Below are 22,691 nucleotides of genomic sequence, written 5' to 3'. Positions count from 1 at the left end.
CCAATTCAAACAACATGCAGAATTCATTTGTCGCCGGCCGCCCAACTTTTGCGCGCGGCCAACGTTGGACCCCGTCGCTGCTCAGCGCGGGGCTACTGGCCAGCGTCGGTTTGACGCTTTCCACGCTGTCGTCGTCCGGATGGGCGCAGGTCGCGGCAAGCGACACGGCCGCGACCTTGCCGGCCGTGAGCGTGTCGGCGTCGAAAGACACCGCCGTCGCGCAAGCCGACACGGTCAGCGCGGGCGCGCTGGGTTCGCGCAAGCAGGTGGACACGCCGTTCTCCACCCGCGTCGTGACGAGCGACGAAGCGCAGGATCTGTTCGCGACGACCGCCAATGATCTGTACAAGTACGACCCGGCCGTATCGGTGACCAGCGAAAACGCGATCAGCGAAAATTCGATGTTCACCGTGCGCGGCATGCCGATCGACACACTGAACAGCATCAAGGTGGACGGCCAGACCTTCCCGTCGTGGGATACCGACCTCTCGCTCGAACCGTTCGAGCAGGTCGAATTGCTCAAGGGCCTGTCCGGCTTCATGTACGGTTTCGGCTCGCCGGGCGGCATCGTCAACTACGTGTTGAAACGCCCCACCGACACGCCCTACCGCAGCGTCACGGTCGGCTACAGGTCGGCCGGCGTGTTCACGGAGGCGGTCGATCTGGGCGGCCGCTTCGGCAATGACGACCGTTTCGGCTACCGCCTGAACCTCGTCAACGAGGACGGCAATACCGCCGAAGACCACGGCCACATTCGCCGCCAGGTGGCCTCGCTCGCGTTCGACTTCCGCATTACGCCGGACCTGACGTGGAGCGCCGACGCGTTCTACCAGAAGCGCAGAACCAACGGCACGCTGTTCGGCCTGATGTTCGGCACCGACGCCGGCGGCATTCCCGACGCGAGCAAAGTCACCCACGCGCTGACGCAACCGCAGAACTACTACCAGACCGAGATGGCCTCGTTCGGCACGGGCCTGGATTACCGCATCTCCGAAAACTGGCACGCGAGCCTGAAATACCGCTTCGCCAAGGAGAACCGCACCAACTCGGACAGTCTCCTGTTCGTCACCGACCCTGCGGGCAACTACTCGAACACGCTGTATGCGGCCATGACGCGCTACTTCTACCAGAACGTCGACGGCATGGTGCAAGGTCATTTCAACACCGGCAGCATCAGGCATGACGTGGTGGTAGGCGCGGGCTTCGAAACGCAGACTGCCGAATACAGCAACAGCACGGGCTGGAACGACGGCTACCTCCTCGGCTACGGCAATCTGTACAGCAGCACGTTGCTGACCAACGATGAAGTCAGCATCGGCTCGGACCTGTATCGTCAGCAGCGCACCACGCAGGCCGCCGTGTACGCGAGCGACACCGTGCAGCTCACGTCGCGTCTGTCGGCGCTGGTCGGTGTGCGCTATACGCAATATCGCGAGCATGTGTACGACCCGAGCGGCGCGGTCTCGTCGCAATACGACGCCGATCCGGTCACGCCGACCTTCGCGCTGATGTTCAAGACCGATCCGTACTCCACGCTGTACGCGAGCTATGTGGAGTCGCTAGAACAGGGCGGTGCCGCGTCGAACACCAACCTCAACTACCCGGACACGTTCGGCCCGCTGCGCAGCAAGCAGTACGAAGTCGGCTTCAAAACCGATCATGCCAAGTGGGGCGCCAACCTCGCGCTGTTCCGCGTCGATCAGGGTTACAACTACACGAACGTGAACAACATCTTCGTGCAGGACGGCACCAAACGCTATCAAGGCCTCGACGCGAGCGGCTGGCTCGCGGTCACGAGCGAATGGCGCGTGATGGGCGGGGTGATGTGGCTCGACACGAAGGCCGTGGACGTGAACGACCCGACCGTGGAAGGCAAGCGCATCTACGGCGCGCCGCGTTTCACCGTGACGGGCCGGATCGAATACAACCCGTCGTATCTGCGTCCGCTGACGCTGGCGTTCGGCGGCAAGTACGTCGGCAACCAGGCGGTGGACGCGCAGAACACGCAGTTCGTGCCGGCATACACCACGTTCGATCTGAGCGGCCGGTACGAGACGAAGATCGCCGGCAAGGACGTGACGTTCCGCGCGGGGATCAATAACCTCTTCAATCGCCGTTACTGGACGACGGCGTGGGGTTACTACGTGGCGCCGTCGCCGACGCGCACCGCCGTGGCCAGCGCGACGCTGCAATTCTAGGCATGACCTGAACGAGGGGCGCCCGCCTCGGGCGCCCCGATCATTGCGGGAATCTGCGCGACCAGCGCGTCGATCGCGCAGCGCGTTTTCAGCGGCAGATAGCGGCTCTTCGGCCACACCAGGTGGATCTCCTGAGAAGGCCGGAAACAATTCTCCATCACCGTCACCAGCTCGCCTGTTTGCGCATAACGGGCCAGCAGCCAGCTCGGCAGCCACGCAAGGCCGAATCCGGCAAGCGCGGCATCGACAATACCCTGCATGTCGTCGAAACCGAGTTGCGGCTGAACCTGCGCGCGGCGGATCTGCCCGTCGACATCGACCACATCCCACGGTTGCGCCGAGCCTGCCCGCAAGTAGGCAATCACGGCGTGCCCACGCAATTCGTCCACGCTGCGCGGCGTGCCGTGCCGCTCCAGATAGGCGGGCGCGGCGCCGATACTCGCGTGCTGCACGCCGAGCTTGCGCGCGGCGAGACTCACGCTGTCGGCCAGCGGCCTCGCCTACACGCTGCCCAGCCTCCTGTTTCCGCCGCTCGGTGAGCGTCTCGCGCTGCGCTACGGCTCGGGAATCGCCATACCCGCAGGGCTATTCACGATTGGCCTCGGCTTCCTGCTGATGCGCTACGGCAGCAGTGCCGCGCATGCGGACGTGTGGACCATGCTGCCCGGTTGCGTCGTCGCCGGCGCGGGCCTCGGGCTCACCAATACGCCCGTCACCAATACGACGACCGCCGCGGTTGCCCCGGAACGCGCGGGCATGGCGTCCGGCATCGACATGAGTGCGCGGATGATTACGCTCGCGATCAACATCGCGTTGATGGGCGCGATCCTGGTCGGCGGCATTCGCTTCAATCTGCCGACGCGGCTGCCGAAGACGCTCGATAGCGCATTGCTCGGCAGGCTGGCAGAGAAGATTGCAGCAGGAGATGGGGAAGCGGTCAAAACGGGAATTCCCGCGTTGGCGCGGATCGACCCCTCTGGAAGCATCGTGCACGCTGCATTGATGCAGGGTTTCGGCTGGGTGATGGTCTATGGCGGCGTCGGCGTATGGGTGCTCGCCGTGCTTGGCTTCGTGATTTCCGGCAGCGCGTCTCGAAGGCTGAAACACCAGAAGCACGCGCCGGCAACGCAGCAAGCAAGCCGTTGCGACGCGTGCTGAACAGCAGTGCGTGATCGACGACGGCGCATGCTCCAACGGAAGCGGCACGCACGCGCCGCTCCTTAGCTCAGGCCTCGACTTGCACCGACTGCCCAGCCATGATCGCGAGTCCTTCGTTCAAAGCAGGAAAAAGACTGCGGTTGAAATTGTTCCAGCGGAGTTCGAGGATCGTATCGTCCTTATCGATTTCGGTATTCAGCACGTCGTGAATCACCTCGCCGGAATCGATTCCGTTGTCGACATAGTGAAACGATGCGCCCGTCAGATACAGCGGCTCGACCGCCACAGTCTCCATCGTCTTCCAGTTGACTACTTTCTTGCCACGTGCGCCGTAGAGCGCGTCGAGCGTCGCGTAAGCGCCGCGCCGCTCATAGGGCGATTCGGCACGCGTCACGCCAGGGTGGATATTCACGATCTTGCGATAGAACGGGGCGCCCGGCCGAACCAGTTCGTCGAGAATGATCAGCAAACCGTCGAGCACGACGATATCCGCCTTCAACTCCACCAGCGTATCGAGCAGGTGCTTTTCAAAGCGGCTCTTGCCTGCCGTGCGTCCAGGCGCATCGAGCGGTTCACGCCGGTAAGTCGATGGAATGGCGAGCAGCAGATCGTTGACCGGCTTGCCCTGCACGCGCAAATTCGGCGGATAGAACCAGCGCTTGCCTGGCTCGTAGGAAAACCCATATTCCTTCAGTTTCTCGCGGTCCGTGCTGGAGCCGGCGTCGTCGTCATAGATGACTTTTTCGAGCGAGTACTGATCGCCGAGTCCGGTTTCGTTGAGCGCCTCGACAAGCGACTCCAGCACCGACTTCATGTAGCGCGTGCCATTCTTGTACGCAATCTCCTGGCCTGCCTTGTCGGCGGCCGCGTTTCTCAGCGACCAGATGTAGACGAGTTTTTTCTTCGGCATAGTCGGTTCCTATGTGTGTGAGTCTTTGCGCCGTTTTCCATTAAAGAGCAAAGGCCATGCGGCTCGCGCCCGTCGCGTTTGTTTGCGCCTGTCCAGTTGGCCCCGCCGACCGGTCCTGCAATGCGTGATGCGCGAGCGAAGCAGCAATTTCGTCGGAGCGCAGCGCAAGAACCGACAGCAGCGAGTCAGAAAGTCCGTGACTGTCTTCGCAGCAGCCTTGCAGATAGATGCGCGGTTTGAAGCTCGCCGGCGTGGCAAGCCGGTAATCGCGTTCGACGTTGCCTTGCGCGAGCGCATCGCCCAGATGCGGCGCGAGCCCTTCCAGCAAGTCCAGATGCGTATCGCGGCGATATCCCGTGGCGAGCACGAGCGCGTCGAACTGCTCGGCGCGGGCGTGGCCGTTCAGACGGTCGCGCAACGTGAGTTCAATCCGGCCGTTGACCGTGCGCACCGCCGTTTCGATGCCGGTGTTCGCCAGCAGCCGGTGACGCGGCTCGGCGCAGACGTTCTGCAGATACAGCATCTCGTAGATCTGCTCGATCAGCGGACGGTCGACCACCGCGTAGTTGGTGTCGCGAAAGCGCTCGATCAGCGCACGCCGGCCGTCGCGCGGCTGCGCGTAGACGACGTCGGTGAAAGCGGGACTGAAGATCTCGTTGACGAACGGGCTGTCGTCGGCGGGTTTCAGTGCGCCCGAGCGGATGATGAGGCTCGCATCCACGTGCGGATAGCGGCGCGTCAGATCGACGAACACTTCGGCCGCGCTCTGTCCCGCACCGATCACCGCCACGCGTTTGCGCGCGCCGCTCGCGGGCCCGACCACCCGATCGATCGAAGTCAGGTACTGCGACGAATGCACGATATTGTGCGTGCCGAGCGCTGCGAATGCCTCCGGCACCTGAGCGCCGCCACCGATACCCACCGAGAGCGCCCGTGTCACGCGCTGCCATTCGCGGCCTTCGCTATCGCGCGAGAAAACGCGCAGCGCTTCGACGTCGTTCGTCCTGGCGGTGGCTTTGACCGCTTCGATACCGGTCACGGTCTGGCCGTAGTTCACACGATCGTCGAAAGACGCCGCCACCCACGCCAGGTAATCGTGGAACTCCACGCGCGTCGGATAGAAACTCTTCAGGTTGACGAAATCCGCCAGACGCCCGCGTTCGAACAGATAGTTGATGAACGTGAAGCGGCTTTTCGGATCGCGCATCGTCACGAGGTCCTTGAGGAAGGAGATCTGCATCCGGCAGTCGTCGAGCAGCATGCCGCGATGCCAGCCGAATTCCGGCTGACGCTCGATAAAACAATGCGCGAGGTCCGGCACGCCGGCCTCTTCGGCGAGGCGCACGGCAAGCGCCAGATTCGACGGTCCGAAGCCGATTCCGATCAGATCAAATACGGTGTCTCTGTGCATGTCGCAGGTCCTTATCGGTGGAAGCCGGCACGCCGAATGCGCGGCCGGCGAAAGATCTTTCGTGATTGATGCGGTTTTTATTCACTGCTTTTTTCTTGCCAGGTTTCGTAGCGGCCTGACGTTCATGCGCCGTCCCGCAACTCGGCGACGCTCGATGCGCGCGCAACGAGCCGCGCCCCCAGTTGCGCAAAGGTCGGTGCGGCGAACACGTCGGCAATCTCCAGCGCGTGACCGGTGGCTTGCGCCGCATCGACAAAGCGCACGACGTCGAACGAACTTGCGCCCGCTTCGAACAGATCGTCGTGATGTGCGGGCGTGTTGCCTTCGAAGAGATCGCTCCAGATGCGTTCGAGCGTATGGGCGCGCTGCGTTGCTTCGCTGTGAGATGTCGGGTTCCGCTCCGCGTTCGTTGCAGCACTGACCGACTCCAATGCAAAACGCGCTGAAGCAACACCCAGTTGTTCGTGCGGCGCATCGACGAACTGCTGCACGACATTCAGATAATCGTCGCTCAGCGCCTCGACGAAGGCGCCATCCACCAGCTCATTCGCATACGAGAACGCACCCGTGACGCGTCCGTCGGCATGCTCGACCACATCCAGTTCCAACTCGAACACGACCCGGTGCCGCACGTCGTTGAAATCTTCGAGCGTGAGACCGGCCCAATCGCGTTGCGCTGTCCCCGCCGGCCGCAGGTAGTTGAACATCACCGAAAAGAGCGGATTGCCGGCTTCGGTGCGTGTGGTGCGCAATGCCGCCACCACGTCGGCGAACGGCGTGTCCGCATGCGCATAAGCGGCGAGCGCGGCGTCGCGGACTTCGGCAAGCAACGTGACGGGCGTATCCGTTCCGGCGAACCGCGTACGGACGACAACTGCATTGATGAAGAGTCCCAACGCGCGGCGCGCGGCTTCGCCTGTCAGTTCACGCGTCGAAGCGAGAACGCCCACAGGCTGATCCGTGGCACCCGTCGCACGATAAAAAGCGACGTTCAGCGCGGCATGCAGCAACATGGGCAGCGTGGCGTGGACTTCCAGCGCCAGCGAACGAGCGCGGCGCACGAGAGCCGGGTTGAATTCGAACGCATGGCGGCCGGCGCTCCAACTCGGCGACGCGGCCCGGCCCGATGGCGGCGAAGGCAACACTTGCGATGGCGCATCGGCTAACGCATCGCGCCAGAACGACAGGCGCGCTCGCGGCGCGGCAACCGGCAAGACCAGATCCTGATGTGAAGGCGATACCGTCGCGAAGGCCGCGGGCGACGCGCCGTGCACGATCGCGACATACGTGGTGCGTAGGTCTTCGAGCCACAGATCGATCGACTGACCATCCGATACGATGTGATGCACAACCAGCGACAGCACGTGATCATGCTCTGCAACGCGCAACAGGCGCACGCGCCATAGCGGCGCATCGTCGAGCAGGTGGAACGGCGTGAGTGCGTCTTCGTCGGTGAGCGCGATAGCGGCGCGTTCGCGTTCGGTACGCAAAGGATCGCCGGCAAGATCGACCACCGGCAATTCGACCGGCCCCGGCTCGGCGACTCTTTGGCCCGGCAATTGCCCATCGCGCTCGACGAGCCGCACCCGCAGCGCGGGATGTCGCGCGGCGGCTTGAGCAAACGCTTCGCGCAATGCAACCACATCGAGCGGTCCACGCAGACGCAACGCGACAGGAATGTTGTAGGCCGCACTCTCCGGCTGCGAGCGCCACAGGAACCACAAGCTCAATTGCGCGGAAGAAAGCGGCATCACACCGTTCGCGTCCGGCGCAATACGTGAATGCGAGGAAACGCCATTCGACGGTTCATCGCCCATATCCGCGACCGCTTCGCTGCGTGCGGAGGCCATTACCCGCTGCGCGTATTGCGCAAGCGTCGGCGCTTCGAAGAGCGTGCGCACCGGCACGTCGCGTGCCAGCCGTTCGGCGACGCGTGTCGCCACGCGGACCGCCGCAAGCGAATGCCCACCGAGTTCGAAGAAATGGTCGGCGCGGCCGACACGCTCCACACCCAGCACTTCGCGGAAAATCTGCGCCAGCGCGGTTTCGAGTCCGGCCGCGGGCTTCTGATAGGCCCGCTCGACACGCTGCGGTTCCGGCAACGCCGCGCGGTCCACCTTGCTGTTGGCATTACGCGGCAATGCGTCGAGCACCACGATATGCGCCGGCACCATATAGTCGGGCAACGTATGACGCAGATGCGCGTCGAGCTCGGCTGCGTCCGCGCGTGTGCTGCGCTCGCGCGCTTCGGCGCTCAGTTCCACATAGGCCACCAGCGCCGCTTGCGTACCCTTGCCATGCACGATCGCCACGGCTTCGCGCACGTCGTCGTGCGCGGCGAGTTGTGCTTCGATCTCACCGAGCTCGATCCGCAAGCCGCGCAACTTCACCTGATGATCGACGCGGCCGATAAAGTCGAACACACCGTCCGCACGCCGCCTGACGAGGTCGCCCGTGCGATAGAGCCGCGCGCCCGGCGCGCCGAACGGATCCGGCACGAAACGCTCGGCGGTGAGCGCCGGCCGGTCGAGATACCCGCGCGCGACACCCACACCCTCGCCGCCCAGATACAACTCGCCGATCACGCCGACCGGCAGCGGATTCAGGCGTGCATCGAGCACATGCGCCGAACGCGCGCCGACCAGCGTGCCGATCGGCAGATAGGCGCTGTCCGCGAATTTTGCGGCGCTGTCGGTCGGATAAAACATCCACAGCATCGGCGTGATGACGGTTTCAGTCGGCCCGTAGCCGTTGACGATGCGCGCTTTCGGAAACGCCCGGCGCATCAGCGCGAACGCTTCGCGCGAAGTGGCCTCACCGCCCACCGTCAACGAACGCAAGCTGGGCGGCGCACCGTGCGCGAGCGCCCACTCTGCAAGCTGGGTTGCACAGCCGGGCGGCACGTAGGTCATCGTCACGCCTTCGCGGACCATCATGCGGCAGGTTTGCGCGGGCGGCCACAACGTGTCCGCCGTAATCGCGACCGCTGCACCGGACATGTACTGCGAGAACCAGCCTTCATGCGCGCCGTCGAAATTGACCGACTGGAACAGCAGGAAAACGTCACGCTCGCCTGCGCCGTAGCGCTCGGCAATCGCCGCGCAATGCAGCGCGAACGAGCCGTGATCGACCACTACGCCCTTCGGCTTGCCGGTCGAGCCCGACGTGTAAATGACATACGCGGCCTGGTATGGCGATACGCGCGGCAACTCGACATTCACCGCGGAGGGCTCCTCGGGTTGCGGTTCCTCATCGACCAGCCACAAACGCAAACGGTCCGATTGCGGCAACGCGGCGAGACTTGCGCGTTCCGTGATGACGTGCGTGATCCGCGCGTCGTCGAGAATCTGTGCGAGACGCTCGCGCGGATGGCTCGGGTCGAGCGGCACGAATGCACCACCTGATTTGAGCGCGGCAATCAGGCCGACCAGCAGATCGACCGAGCGGCTCAGCGCCACGCCGACCCGCATTTCCGCACCCACCCCCGCCGCGACGAGACGTTGTGCCAAACGTGTCGCTAGTGCGTCCACTTCACCGCGCGTAAGCGACCGGTTCGTATCGGCCACGCCGCGAGCTTCCGGCCGCGCACGGGCGTGATCGGCCACGCGTTGATGCACCGGCCTGAATGCCGTGTCGCGCGGCAGTGTCGTACTATTCCATGCGTCGAGTTGTGCGCGCTCTGATTCCGGCAGCCACTGCAAATCTCCCACCGCGGCGGCGGGTGTCGCCGTCGCGTTCGACAGCAACTCGACGAATCGCGCAGCGAGGCGCTCTATTGCATCGGCGTCGAACAGGTCGAGCGGGTAGATGAAATACGCGTAGATCGAACCGTCGTCGCGTTCCTCGAAACTCAGCGTCAGATCGAACTTGGCAAACGGTGCGCCCGATGGCAACTCCGTCATGCGCACCTCCGCGAGCGAAGGCAGACGGCGGCGCGCGCCATAAGCGGCCATCACCTGAAACAACGGATGATGACTCGCGCTGCGCACCACGCCGAGCGCTTCGACCACCTGTTCGAACGGCACGTCCTGATGCGACTGGGCGTCGATCAGCGTTTGCTGCGTCGCGCCGACCAGCGCGGCAAACGGCTGCGCCAGCGGAACCGGCGTGGCGAGCGTGAGCGTGTTCACGAAGAAGCCGACGAGACCGCCCACTTCGCCGCGCTCGCGATTCGCCGCAGGTACGCCGATCTGGATCTGAGTTTCACCCGAAGAACGCGCGAGCAACGCGCTCAGTGCCGCCAGCAATACGGCGAATGGCGTGGCGCGCTGCGCATTGGCGAGCGTCCTCGCCTGCTGAACGAGCGCCGCATCGAGAACGAAACGATGGCGCGCGCCACGCGCGCTGCGCTGAGCCGGGCGCGGCGCCGCGCCGGGCAGCATCAGCACGTCGCGATTCGCGTCCAGCCGCTCGCGCCAGAATGCCAACTGACGTTCACGTTCGCCCGCGTCGAGCCAGCGGCGCTGCCACAACGCAAAGTCGGCGTACTGGATCGGCAACGGCGCAAGCGACACCGCTTCACTTTTCGCATACGCGCGATAGAACGAGGCGAGTTCCGCCAGCATCACGTCGGCGGACCAGCCGTCGGAGACAATGTGGTGCGTTGTGAGCGCGAGCCAGTGAGTCGTCGCGTCGAGGCGAATCAGGTGAGCGCGCATCAACGGCCCGACGGATAGATCGAAGGACTTCGCTTCGTCGGTGCGTGCAATCTCGGCGGCGCGTGCCTCGCGCTGATCGGCGGGCAAAACGCTCACGTCGCTCGCGCGCCACGGGCAGCGCGACGGCGCATGGACCGTCTGCAACACGCCGTCCGCACTTTCGGTAAAGGTCGTCCGCAGCGCTTCGTGGCGAGCGATCAACGCATCGCACGAAAGCCGCAGCGCGTTGGCATCGAGCGCGCCGTCGAGCCGCAGGCGTTCGGTGATGTGGTACGCAGCCGGTTCGTCGATCATCCGCGCATGCAGCCACAAACGCGTCTGCGCGAACGAAGCCGGCACGCTCGCGGTCCGCTCGGCGCGCGGCGGAATCGGCAGCACGCGAAAGTCGATGCCGGCGGCGTCGAGCTTCGTGAGAAAAGCTTTGCGCTGCGCATCGGGCAACAGCGCGAAGCGCGACGCGAGGGAAAGCAGATCCGGTTTGGCTGTGGTCATGCTGGGTTGTCTCAGTACGGGTCGGCTGGTCGATGGATCGATATGCGTGGCTTGCCGCAATTCGTTATTGCAGTTCGAATTCGTCGAGGAGTGCGTCGATCGCGCGCGCGGTATCGCCTACTCCATGCGCATCGCGCTCGGCGAGCGCGCGATCGATCGCGGCGGCGCAGCGCTGCAACGTGCGTTCGTCGAATAAGGTACGTAGCGGCAGAATCAAAGTCCAGTGCAGATTCGCCTGCGCATTGGCTTGTGTCGCGAGCAGCGAGTGGCCGCCCAGCGCGAAAAAGTCGTCGTCGCGGCCAATCGTGTCGACGCGCAGCACGCATTTCCAGATCCCGGCGAGTTCGTGCTCCGTCCCGGTGGCCGGCAACGCAACGGCTTGTTCGTCGGCGGCGCCGCGCTCGGGAGCCGGCAACGCGTGACGATCGCATTTGCCGTTCGGCGTGACCGGCAGCACATCCATCTGGATCAGATGCGAAGGCACCATGTACGGCGGCAACTGCGCATGCAGGCCATCGAGCAGCGTTTGTGTGTCGAGCGCGCTATCCCCGCCGCGCGCCACATAACCGATCAATTGCTCGTCACGCACGATCACCACGGCATCGTGCACACCCGGTGTCGCCCGCAACAGGGTTTCGATTTCGCCCAGTTCGATACGCTGGCCACGCAGTTTCACCTGCGTATCCATGCGGCCGAGATAGTCGAGCGCCCCATCTGCGCGACGGCGTGCCAGGTCGCCGGTTCGATAAAGCCGCGCACCGTGCGCAAACGGATCGGGAATGAAGCGCTCGGCCGTCAGTGCGGCCCGGCCGAGGTAGCCGCGCGCAAGTCCCGCTCCGCCCAGGTACAGTTCGCCGGTCGCTCCTTGCGGCAGCGGTTGCAACGCCGCATCGAGCACGTGCAGTTGCAGGTTTGCAATCGGATGACCGATCGGCACGGACGCAGCGTCGGCATCACGGGCGTCGCACGTCCAGTGCGAAACGTCGATAGCGGCTTCGGTCGGGCCATAGAGGTTGTAGAGCCGCGCATGAGGTAATTGCTGGGCGACGCGCGCCACCAGTTCCGGCGCAAGCGCTTCGCCGCTGGCGACGATTCGCTCGATGCTCGCGCAGCGCGCCGCCGCACGGAAGTCTTCCAGGTGGGCGACGAAGGCCGCGAGCATCGACGGCACGAAATGCAGCGTCGTGACGCGGTGCGTTTCAACGGCCGCGACAAGCCGCGCAGGGTCGCGGTGATCGCCGGGCGCCGCAATCGCGAGCTTCGCGCCGACGGCGAGCGGCCACACGAACTCCCACACTGAAACGTCGAAACCGAACGGCGTCTTGTGCAGCACGACGTCGCTCGTGTCGAGGCGATACGCGTCCTGCATCCACGCAATCCGGTTCGCCAGTGCGCGATGCGTATTGCCCGCGCCTTTCGGCTTGCCGGTCGAACCGGACGTATAGATCAGGTAAGCGAGCTGATCGGGCGCGACGGCCACAGCCGCGCTGAGCGTGAAGTCGGCGCCGCGCAATGCGTCGATGGTGAGGATTTTCACATTAGCGCTATCGACAGCTTGCGTGACGCGCTCCAGTAGATGCGGCTGCGTCAGCACGACTGCCGGTTTCGCGTCGTTCAGCAGATACGCGATGCGGTCCGCCGGATAGTCGGGATCGACCGGCAGATAAGCCGCGCCCGCTTTGAGCACGCCGATCAGCGCCACCACCATGTCGAACGAACGCTCGACGCATAGCGCCACCGCCGTGTCCGCCTGCACGCCCGCTTCGATAAGCGCGGCGGCAACGCGATCGGCATTCGCATCCAGTTCGCCATAGGTCATCTGCTGCGTGCGTGCTTGCTCGTCCGCGAATTCCAGCGCGATTGCTTCCGGCGACGCCAGCGCCCTCAATTCGAACTGCCGATGCAGCGCCTGCTGCTGCGCAGGCGGCCATACCTGCGCGGTCGAGTTGAAGCGCGCCAGTTTGATCAGATCGTCCGCACTGGCAATCGAAATCGTGCCGAGCGGTGCGTCCGGATTTGCGATCAACCCGGCAAGGCACGTTTCGAACGCGCGATGCAACGCCGCAACGCGTGATTCGTCGAGTCTCGCGGCGTCGTAGCCGTAATCGATGGTCAGCGTCGTGCCCGCTTCGATCACCAGCGTAAGAGCGAAATCGGTAGCCTCGATATTGCGCAGTTCACGCAACTTGAGCGCACGCTCGTCGCGTCCTTGCCATGCTTCGTCCACGGGATAGTTTTCGAACACGACCAGCGTGTCGAACAACGCGCCGCCGCCCTGTCCCGCCCACTGCTGGATTTCATAGAGCGGCGTGTGCGCATGCTCCGCAGCCGCGGCGTTGTCGCGCTGCAAATCGTGCAGCCATGCCGACGCGCGGCGCTGCGGCAACGGCGCGGCAATCACCGGCAGCGTGTTGATGAAGAGACCCAATATGGTGTCGACATCCGGCAGCGAGTCGGGCCGGCCGGCGACGGTCGCACCGAACGCGACCGCGGTGTGATGCGTCATTCGTTGCAGCGCGAGCGCCCATGCGCCCTGCACCATCGTATTGAGCGTGACCTTCAGGCGGCGCGCGGCGTCGGTGAGACGCGCCGTCGTGGCCGCGCCGACCGTTTCACGCCGCGTGAGATGGCGCGACTCGCGGCCGCCTTTCGCCGGCGTGCGCTCCGCAACCAGCGTCGGTTCGTCGAGCAGCGCGAGGCGTTGCAGCCAGAAAGCGCGCTCGCTTTCGGCGTCGCGTGCGGCCAGCCACGCGATGAAGTCGCGATAACGCGTCTTCGCGGGCGCGGCGAACGGCTGCGGACGCGGCGGCTCGATGTAGTCGCGCAACACGTCGGCGAAGAAACGCGCGGTGCTCCAACCGTCGAGCAGCAAATGATGACGCGTCCAGACAAGACGCCACGTGTCGTCCGTGATGCGGATCAGCGCGACGCGCATCAACGGCGGCGACGTCAGATCGAATCCGCGAGCGCGGTCGGCATTGAGCCAGGTTTCGAAGGCATCATTCGCGTCAGCGCCGCGCTCGCGCCAATCGAGAATCTCGACCGGCATGCGCGCCTGGCGGTGCACGATCTGCATCGGCGTCGCCTCTTCCGGCGTGAAGCTGGTGCGCAAAATGTCGTGGCGCGGCACGGCGGCCTCGAATGCCGTACGCAGGCGCTCCACGTCCGGTTCGATCAACGTCGCGACCAGTTGATTCACGTAAGTGGATTGCCCGGGTGCGAACAGCGAGTGAAACAGAATGCCGTGCTGCATCGGCGAAAGCGGATAGATGTCGTCGACGGTACGCAAGCCGAGCGGCATGCGCTCCAGCGCGCCTTGCGTCAAGCCGCCTGCACGCGCGAGCGGATAGTCGCCGGGTGTCGCTCCGCCGCCGTGTTGCGCGAGACGCGCAGTGCAGGCGGCAATCAATTCCGCGAGCGCGCTTTCGAAGCGCTGCGCGATGGCTTCCACGGTGGCGCGCTCGAATTGCGTCGCGCCGTAGACCCAGTGGACTTTGAGCGTGCGCGTGGCGTCGCCGTCGATATAGGCGTGAATTGCCAACGCATTGCCGAGCGGACCTGCCGGATCGCGTTCGCGGCCCGCGCCGCCGAAACGCGGCACGAGCGCCGCTTCACGCGGCGCATCGAACTGGCCGAGATAGTTGAAGGTCACATGCGGACGCGGCACGGCGGCGAGCGCCGCGCGCGTCGCCGTGTCGCCGTAGTGGCGCAGCACGCCGAAACCGAGCCCTTTGTTCGGCACGCCGCGCAGCGTGTCCTTGACCGCGCCGAGCGTGGCCGCCGGCGTGCTTTCAAGCGCGAATTGCACCGGATAGTGGCTGGTGAGCCAGCCGGGCGTGCGGCTCACATCCACGTCGTCGAACAATGCCTCGCGGCCGTGGCCCTCAAGCTCGATGCGGCACACAGGCAAGCCCAGCGACTGCGCCAGCGCCGCAATCAACAGTTCGATCATCTGCGTGCGGTAGGCAGCGTTCGCTTCCGTCAATGCGGCGCGCGTCAGATCGGCGCCGATGGTCTGGATCACGGATTGCGCGTCGGCGTTGGTCGCGCGGGCTTGCGGGCGGTCGAGCGGCAAATCGTCGTACGGCGCGGCGTGCGCGGTCCAATAGGGTATTTCGGCGGCAAACGGCGAGTTCGCTGTGTCGAGCGCGGCGCGCGCGAGCCGTGCCGCCCATTCCTGCGCACTCGTTCCCGTCGGCGCGAGACGCACGCTGCGGCGCTCGCACGCGGCGCGATAGGCGGCTTCGAGATCGTCCAGCAGCACACGCCACGACACACCGTCGACGATGATGTGATGGATCGCCAGATAGAGTTTCGTCGTGCCGTCGGGCATCAGCGCGGCCAGAGCACAAACGAGCGGGCCATGCGTCAGATCGAGCGTGCTTTGCAATGCATCGAACTGGGCGAGCGCGTCGGCTTCGTCGCGTGCGGAGACGGCCGCGAGCGGCAGCGTTTCGAATGCGCGCGCAGCGAGCGTGAGTCGCCATTCGCCTTGCGAACCAGCCGGCGCGAAACGCTGGCGGAATATTTCGTGGTGCGTCAGCAGCGTTTCGAAAGCGCGCGCGAAAGCGTCGAAGTCGAGCGGCGCGTGCGTGTCGAGTTCGATGGACTGATTCCAGTGGCCGCGTTGCGGAATATCCAGCGCGAAGAAACGCAGCTGTGCGGGCGTGAGCGTGACGGCCTGCTCGATCGGGGACGGCGCGGCTTGCGCCTTCGCTGCGCCCTCTGCCGCCGGCGCGGCGAGATCCACTGTCGTGGCGACACGCGCGAGTTGCGCGAGCGTCGGTGCGTCGAACAGTTGCTTCGGTGTGAAGCGCACACCGCGTTTGCGTGAACGGGCGATCACCTGCAACACGAGGATCGAATCGCCGCCCAGCTCGAAGAAGTTGTCATCGCGGCCCACGCGTTCGGCTTTGAGCACTTCTTTCCAGACAGCGGCGAGGGCTTCCTCGGTGACGCCTTGCGGCGCGTCGCCTGCTGCCGTGGTCGCTGCCGGCGCAACCGCGAGCGCCCGCAATGCCGCACGATCCACCTTACCGTTGGCGGTCACGGGCAACGCAGCAACGTGTTGCAACACGGCCGGCACCATGTAATCCGGCAGGCGCGCGCTCACCGACGCGCGCAATGCGGTTTCGTCGAAACGCGCACCGCTACTCAACGTAACGAACGACGCGAGACGCAAACGTCCTTCATGCTCAACAGCAAGCGTTTCGGCCTGAGCGATGCCATCGAGCGCGCGCAGTGCCGCGCTGACCTCGCCCGGTTCGACACGGTAGCCGCGAATCTTCACCTGATCGTCGAGCCGGCCCAGAAAATCCAGCCGACGATCGGCGCGCAGTCTCACGCGGTCGCCGGTTCGATAGAGTCGCTCGCCCGCCGCGAATGGATGCGGTACGAAACGCTCGGCAGTTGCGGCGGCGCGATTCAGATAACCGCGCGCCAAACCCGGTCCGCCGAGATACAACTCGCCGATCGCGCCCGGCGGCACGCTCGCGCCATAGCTGTCGAGTACACACGCATACGCGTTCGGCAAAGGCAAACCGAGCGGCACGGCGTACGCGGTTCGCATGCTGAGCGCGCGCAATGCCGCCTGTGCCGGCGCGGACGTGTCGCACGTCAATGCGCCGACCGTTGCTTCGGTCGGGCCATAGTGATTGATCACGCGGCAAGCCGGCTTGAGCGCGGCGATCCGCTCGACCAGCGACCACGGCAGCGTTTCGCCGCCCGTTACCAGGGCGTGCGCGGGAAGCACGTCGGCGGGATGCTGCGCGTCGAGCAGTGCGTGCAGGTGGCTCGGCACGATCTTCAGAATGCCGACGTTGCGCATGCGCATCTCGTGAGCGAATCGGTCGGGATCGAACGCGCATTGCGCCGGTAGCAGATGCAGCGTACGGCCCGAGCAGAGCGCGCCGAATAGCGTGGTATGGCCGAGGTCGGCGGCGACGGTGGAGACCATTGCCATTGATGCATCCGGGGCAAACGCCAGTTCATCCAGCATGCCCTCGACGTAGTCCGCCAGTGCGGCATGCGAGATGACGACGCCTTTGGGGGTGCCGGTCGATCCCGAGGTGAAGATCAGATAGGCGGCTTGATCGGCCAACGGTGACGTATGCGATGCGGTTGCTGTTAAGTCACCAACATTCGCGGACGATGATTCTTGCGTGAGCGTGTCCACGTCGATCGAGGTCGCACCACCCACCGTGACGAGCGGTTGTGCCTGATCCGCCGTCAGAATCCAGCGCGCGCCACAGGCGTCGATAGAAGCCGCAAGGCGTTCATGCGGCGCTGCTGGGTCGAGCGGCACCACGTACGCACCAGACTTCATCACGCCGATCAGCGCAACGGCAAAACGCACCGAACGCTCGATGCACACGACCACCGGGTGTTCCGCGCACACGCCTACCGCTGCTCCCACTCCGCGCCGCCGCAAAGCAAGCGCGATACGGTCCGACGCCGCGTCGAGTTCGCCGTACGTGAGTTGCGTATCGGCATCCGCAAGCGCCACGCGATGCGGCATTTCACGCGCATGCCGCGCGAATAGCGCGAGCACGCTGTCAGCCACCGGTCGAAATTCGCGGCCACGTCGCGCGGATCGATATTCGGCGCTATCAGCACAATCCAGTTCGGTAACGGCGCGTCGTGGATCGCGCACTGCATCGGCGACGAGCGCGGCGTAGCTATGCAGCCAAGCGTGCGCGGTCGCTTCATCGATACCGTCGAGTGCATACGCAGCCACCAGTTCGATGCCGCGCGGATCGTCGGTGAAATCGAGCGCGTAATCGAAGCGGGCGGCAAGGTCGAGGCCCGGCGACATGCGCACCGAGGCGCCCGGCAATTCAGCCGTCAGTTCCAGATCGAACTGCTGCGCGAACTTGACCTTGAGCCACGCGTCGCCACGCCGTACCGGCGGCTTGACGGCGTCGAGCACCTGATCGAACGGCACATCCTGGTGCGCGATCGCATCGAGCGTGGACCGGCGCACGCCGTCGAGCAACGCGGCGAACGATTGATCCGGCGCGACACGCGCGCGCAGCGCCAGCGTATTGAGGAAGAGGCCCACCAGCGGCGCGGTCTCCGCCCGCTGCCGATGCGCGATCGGCGCAGCCACGACAACATCGGTCGCACCGGTCAATCGGTAGAGCCAGGCGTCGAAGGCGGCAAGCAGCACCGTGAACGGCGACGCCTGCGCGCGTCGCGCCGTTTCGCGCACAGCCTCGGAGAGCGCTACGGGCAAACGCAGCGTGAGACGGCCGCCGCGATAGTCGTGCTCCAGTGAGCGTGGCCGGTCGAGCGGCAATGCGAGTGCTTCGGGCGCATCGCGCAACGCGTCGCGCCAGTACGCCAGTTGCCTTTCGCCCTCGCCTGCGGCGAGCCAGTCGCGTTGCCATTGTGCGTAGTCAGCATACTGGACGGTCAGTGCGGGCAACTGCGGCTCGTGTCCCATCGCGAAGGCAGCGTAAGCGGTTCGCAGTTCGTCGAAGGCGCAGCGCGAACTCCAGCCGTCGCTGACCGAATGATGCGTGGTGAGGAGGAAACGCTGCGTGTCGTCAGCAAGCGTGACGAGCGCGGCACGCACCAGCGGCCCTTGCGACAGATCGAAAGCCGCGCCAACCTGCTGTTCCGTCAACGCCGCCAGTCGCGATGCGCGCTCATCCTCGCAGCACGCGCGCAGATCGATTTGCGCGATCGGCACCGGCAAACGGGCGTGGATGCGTTGCACGACAATGCCGTCGTCGGACTCGACCAGCGTGGTTCGCCACGCCTGATGACGCGCGATCAGACAATCGAGCGCGCGTTGCAACGTGCCGATCTCGAGTGTGCCCTGCACGTCCCATTGCACCGCAACGTGGTAGGCCGCGCCGGCGTCCTGTGTTTGCGCGAGCACCCAGAACCGCTGTTGCGCGAATGAGGCGGCACGATCGACGAACGGCGCGTCAGCGGTACGCACAACCGTGATTGAATGTGAACCTGCCGACGTTTCAGTCTCACTGGCATCGATCAGACGCGCCAACGCTTCGAGCGGTTGATCGTCGAACAACGTGTCGAGCCGCAGATTCACGCGCCATTCGATCCGAATCGCCGCCTGCAATTGCATCGCCGCGAGCGAGTCACCGCCGCGTGCGAAAAAGCGATCGTTGCAGCCGATCGGCGCCGGATCGTTCAACAGCTTTTGCCAAAGCGCCGCAAGGCGCGTTTCGATGCGGGTCCGAGGCGCGACATGATTCGAATCGATCACGGCCGGCAGCGTAGCAACGAAGTCGCGCAGTGCTGTGCGATCGAGCTTGCCGTTCAATGTATATGGCAGGCGCTCGAAGCGCACGAAGCGATGCGGCATCCAGGCCTGCGGCAAATGCGCGGCGAGATGAGCTTGCAGCGCGGCATCATCGGGTTCGAGCGCATCTTGCAGCACGACGCAGGCGATCAGTTGCGTGCGGCCTCCGGCCGCTTCGGCCAGCACACCCGCATCGGCCACGGCCGGGTGGGTCAGCAGACAAGCCGCGATTTCGCCGGGTTCGACGCGCACGCCGCGCACCTGAACCTGATCGTCGATGCGGCCGAGATAATCGAACGAGCCGTCCGCGCGTTCGCGCGCGAGGTCGCCGGTGCGGTAGATCCGCTCGCCCGGCTCGCCGGTCGGGTCCGGCAGGAAACGTTCGGCCGTCAGCGCCGCGCGGCCATGATAGCCGCGCGCGAGGCACACGCCGCTGAGCAGCAGTTCGCCGGCTTCGCCCTGTTGCGCCGCGCCGTCGATGCGCGCCACGCGCCGGCCGATCGGCCAGCCGATCGGCAGCGATGCAAAGCCGTTGCTTCCTTCGAGCGCCGGCGTCATTCCCGGATCGACGGGCCACAGCATCGGCGAGATCACGGCCTCGGTCGGCCCGTAGCCGTTGACGAGACGTACCGACGGGAACACGCGGCGGATTTCATCGAAACTGTCCTGCGACATCGCTTCACCGCCGAACAACAGCGTGCGCAGCGAAGGCGGCACGCCGAGGCGCGCGCAAACGTTCGCGAACTCGCGCACATAAGCGGGCGGCAGCGTCGTATTGGTGATGCCTTCGCGCAGCATGAAGGCATGCGTGGTTTCAGGCGCGAACGGCGGCGGATCGCTGATCACCACACTGCCGCCGACGGCAAGCGGTACTAACCATGCTTCGATGGAGACATCGAAATTGACCGACGCAAAATGCAGCACGCGGTCGGTGGCCGCGATCGGCAACGACCCGGCAAGCGCCTCGCCATGCGCGGCAAGCGGTCCGTGTTCGACAGCCACCGCTTTTGGCGTGCCTGTCGAGCCAGACGTGTAGATCATGTATGCCGCCGCTCGCGGATGAACCGGCGTGTCTTCGTCGTCGAAACAGGGTGCCGCCGCGTCTGTGGTGGCAGCGCTTTCCACGTGAAAGCACTCTCTGAAGCGCGCACGCATCGCCGCATCGGCGGAATCGTCGACAATGCCGTGCATGAGTCCCGCATCCCGCGCAACCCAATCGAGGCGCGCTGGCGGATGGAGCGGATCGAGTGCGACGAACACGCCGCCCGCCTTCAATACGGCAAGCAACGCGACGAACAGATCGCACGACCGTGCAACGCATACGCCCACACGCACCTCAGTCGTCACACCTGCCGCGCGCAGCCGTGCCGCGAGCCGCGCCGCGCGACTATCCAGTTCGCCGCGCGTCAGCCGCACGGTAGACGGCGTGAATGACGCCAGCGCGGGCGCATCGGGATCGATGCGCGCCATAGCGCGGATCTGCTGGTGCAATGCAATCGGGAAGCTCGTCATGGGCATGGAATCCGTTAGAACTGGCCGCGTTGGCCAAGTCGCAGGCCGCAATGGGCCGCTTCATTGGTGTGACGATCCGCCATCGCAAATCTTTACCGCGCGCAGCGTTTTTATTTGGACTGCATCTTTTTGATGTGGCAGATGGCAGCGCGCGGTAAATGTTTGCGTCGCCCATTCGTCTATCAGGCGAGGGGCGATTCTTCGCGCCCCGCTGAATGGCTGCATGCACGCATGCGCTGCGATTCACCGATCCATTGCGACCCACTGCGACACCTTGCCGATGACCGCTGCCAACGAGCGCTACGACGCGCCACCCTCGTCTTCTTCATCTTCCGCCAACCCTGCGGGCAAGCCCGCCATGCGCCTGATCGTTGCGTTGCTCAAACGTTCACGCGGCTCGTTCGCGATCGCGCTGACGGCGTGCGTGCTGAACGGCATTGCCAGCGTGCTGCTCGTTGCGACCTTGAGCCGCGCGCTGTCGCAGCCGGGCGCCGCCGATATGTCGCTCGCCATGCGTTTTGCGCTGTGCGCGATCGTCGCGCTCGTCACGCGTGTGATTACCGGCGTGCTGTTCGCGCGCCTCTCGCAAGACACGATGGCGCAGTTGCGCGAACACGTCGCGCGCCGCGTCGCGGAAGCCGAATTGCGCGATGTCGAGCGCATTGGCGCGGCGCCCGTGCAGTCCGTGCTGACCGACGACGCCACCAACGTCTCGATGCTGTTCTTCGCGTTGCCCAATCTCGTGATGCACGGCTCGATCGTGTTCGGCTGCCTCGGCTATCTGGCGTGGCTGTCGTGGCCGGTCTGTCTGCTCGCGGTGGCCGCGATCCTGGTCGGCTCGCTCGGCTATCACGCCGGCGACAAGCGCGCAATCGCCTCGCTCGAAGCCGCGGGCCGTTCGCAGGACAAACTGTTCGGCTATCTCGGCGCGCTCTTCACCGGCGCGAAGGAACTGAAGCTGCACCAGGCGCGCTCGCGTCAGTTCGTGGACGGCCAGCTCGGCTCGGCCATCGACGAAGTGCGCGATCATCGGCGCCGGGCGTTCAGCGCGTATGCGGTCGGGGTCGGCTGGATCGTGTTCCTGTTTTACGTGTTTCTCGGTGTCGCGGCGTTCTGGCCGGCACTCGGCGTGCATGCGGACGCGCCTTCCGCATCGGGCTACGTGGTCGTGTTCCTGTTCATGCTGCTGCCGCTGGACGGTCTGCTCAACAACGTGCCGACGCTGAATGCGGCACGCGTCTCGCTCGATCGCATCGAGAAGGTGATGGGCGAATTCGGCGCGCTGCGCACCTCGCCGCCGCCCGACGAGAACGCCTCGCACGCGCCGTATCGCACTCTCACGCTCAGCAATGTCACGCACTCGTACTTCCATGAGCGCGACGAGCGCATGTTCCGCGTCGGACCGGTCAATCTGACTTTCAGGCCGGGCGAGCTGGTGTTTATCGTCGGCGGCAACGGCAGCGGCAAGACGACGCTCGCGAAAGTACTCACCGGGCTCTACGAACCCGAAGACGGCACCATTGAACTGGACGGCAAACCGGTCGGCCTCGCCGAACGCGCCGCGTATCGTCAGCGCTTCACGGCCGTGTTCAACGACTTTCATCTGTTCGACGCGCTGCTCGGCATCGTCGATCCGAACGACGCCTCGCGCGCGCAGGCTGACGCCCGCGCGAACGCGCTGGTGGCGAAGCTCGCGCTCGATCACAAGGTGCAGGTCGTGAACGGCGCATTCTCCACGCGAGCGCTTTCCACCGGTCAGCGCAAACGCCTTGCGCTGGTTGTAGCGTATCTGGAAGACCGGCCGTTCTATCTGTTCGACGAGTGGGCTGCGGATCAGGATCCGCAGTTCAAGGCGGTGTTCTACGAACAACTGTTGCCGGAGCTGCGTTCGCGCGGCAAGACGGTGCTCGTGATCAGTCACGACGACCGCTATTTCCATCTCGCGGATCGTGTGCTGAAGCTGGAGAACGGCAGCATCGTCAGCGAGACGCATGGCTCGGCACAAGTGGTGCAGAACCCGTCGGCGGCCAACGGTACGATGGGTTGATGAGGTGAGCGCTCCGCATGCTGGGCGCCGTTT

Annotated in this window: 8 protein-coding genes; 3 read left to right on the top strand and 5 right to left on the bottom strand. The window is 65.0% G+C overall.

The genetic code is table 11. The annotated features are described in order from the left end of the window. The first annotated feature begins 14 nt into the window (after positions 1 to 14). Entirely contained in the window at positions 15 to 2,198 is a 2,184-nt protein-coding gene (locus NE850_RS08940) for a TonB-dependent siderophore receptor (protein ID WP_007178199.1), read from the top strand. Here NE850_RS08940 and NE850_RS08935 read toward each other — a convergent pair. Further along, complete coding sequence (locus NE850_RS08935) at positions 2,195 to 2,677, bottom strand: LysR substrate-binding domain-containing protein (RefSeq protein ID WP_232064384.1); 483 nt, start codon at positions 2,675 to 2,677, stop codon at positions 2,195 to 2,197. The genes NE850_RS08940 and NE850_RS08935 overlap by 4 nt on opposite strands. On the opposite strand from NE850_RS08935, the gene NE850_RS08930 reads away from it, so the two are divergent. Further along, complete coding sequence (locus NE850_RS08930) at positions 2,658 to 3,356, top strand: hypothetical protein (RefSeq protein WP_405044812.1); 699 nt, start codon at positions 2,658 to 2,660, stop codon at positions 3,354 to 3,356. The two genes, NE850_RS08935 and NE850_RS08930, sit on opposite strands and share 20 nt — an antisense overlap. A gap of 67 nt (positions 3,357 to 3,423) precedes the next feature. Here NE850_RS08930 and NE850_RS08925 read toward each other — a convergent pair whose 3' ends face one another. The 4 genes from NE850_RS08925 to NE850_RS08910 form a co-directional block, all read right to left on the bottom strand. Beyond that, on the bottom strand, positions 3,424 to 4,266 hold the full coding sequence (locus NE850_RS08925; protein ID WP_007178200.1) for a folate-dependent phosphoribosylglycinamide formyltransferase PurN: 843 nt from the start codon (positions 4,264 to 4,266) through the stop codon (positions 3,424 to 3,426). Positions 4,267 to 4,306: 40 nt separating this feature from the next. Then, entirely contained in the window at positions 4,307 to 5,677 is a 1,371-nt protein-coding gene (locus NE850_RS08920; RefSeq protein ID WP_165189216.1) for a lysine N(6)-hydroxylase/L-ornithine N(5)-oxygenase family protein, read from the bottom strand. Positions 5,678 to 5,799: 122 nt separating this feature from the next. Continuing rightward, entirely contained in the window at positions 5,800 to 10,827 is a 5,028-nt protein-coding gene (locus NE850_RS08915; RefSeq protein ID WP_310698650.1) for a non-ribosomal peptide synthetase, read from the bottom strand. 64 nt (positions 10,828 to 10,891) lie between these two features. After that, the gene (locus NE850_RS08910) at positions 10,892 to 20,611 is read right to left on the bottom strand and encodes a non-ribosomal peptide synthetase (RefSeq protein WP_310698649.1); all 9,720 of its coding nucleotides are present in this window, start codon (positions 20,609 to 20,611) and stop codon (positions 10,892 to 10,894) included. Positions 20,612 to 20,891: 280 nt separating this feature from the next. Between NE850_RS08910 and NE850_RS08905 the strand changes: the two genes are divergently transcribed. Next, entirely contained in the window at positions 20,892 to 22,658 is a 1,767-nt protein-coding gene (locus NE850_RS08905) for a cyclic peptide export ABC transporter (protein WP_310698648.1), read from the top strand. Positions 22,659 to 22,691: the final 33 nt, after the last annotated feature.

Origin of the sequence: Paraburkholderia sp. USG1, from assembly GCF_031570135.1 — a bacterium.
In the GTDB taxonomy this organism is placed as follows: Bacteria; Pseudomonadota; Gammaproteobacteria; order Burkholderiales; family Burkholderiaceae; genus Paraburkholderia; species Paraburkholderia dioscoreae.
Note: the sequence above shows the minus strand (reverse complement) of the source record. Positions and strands in the feature narration are given on the sequence as shown.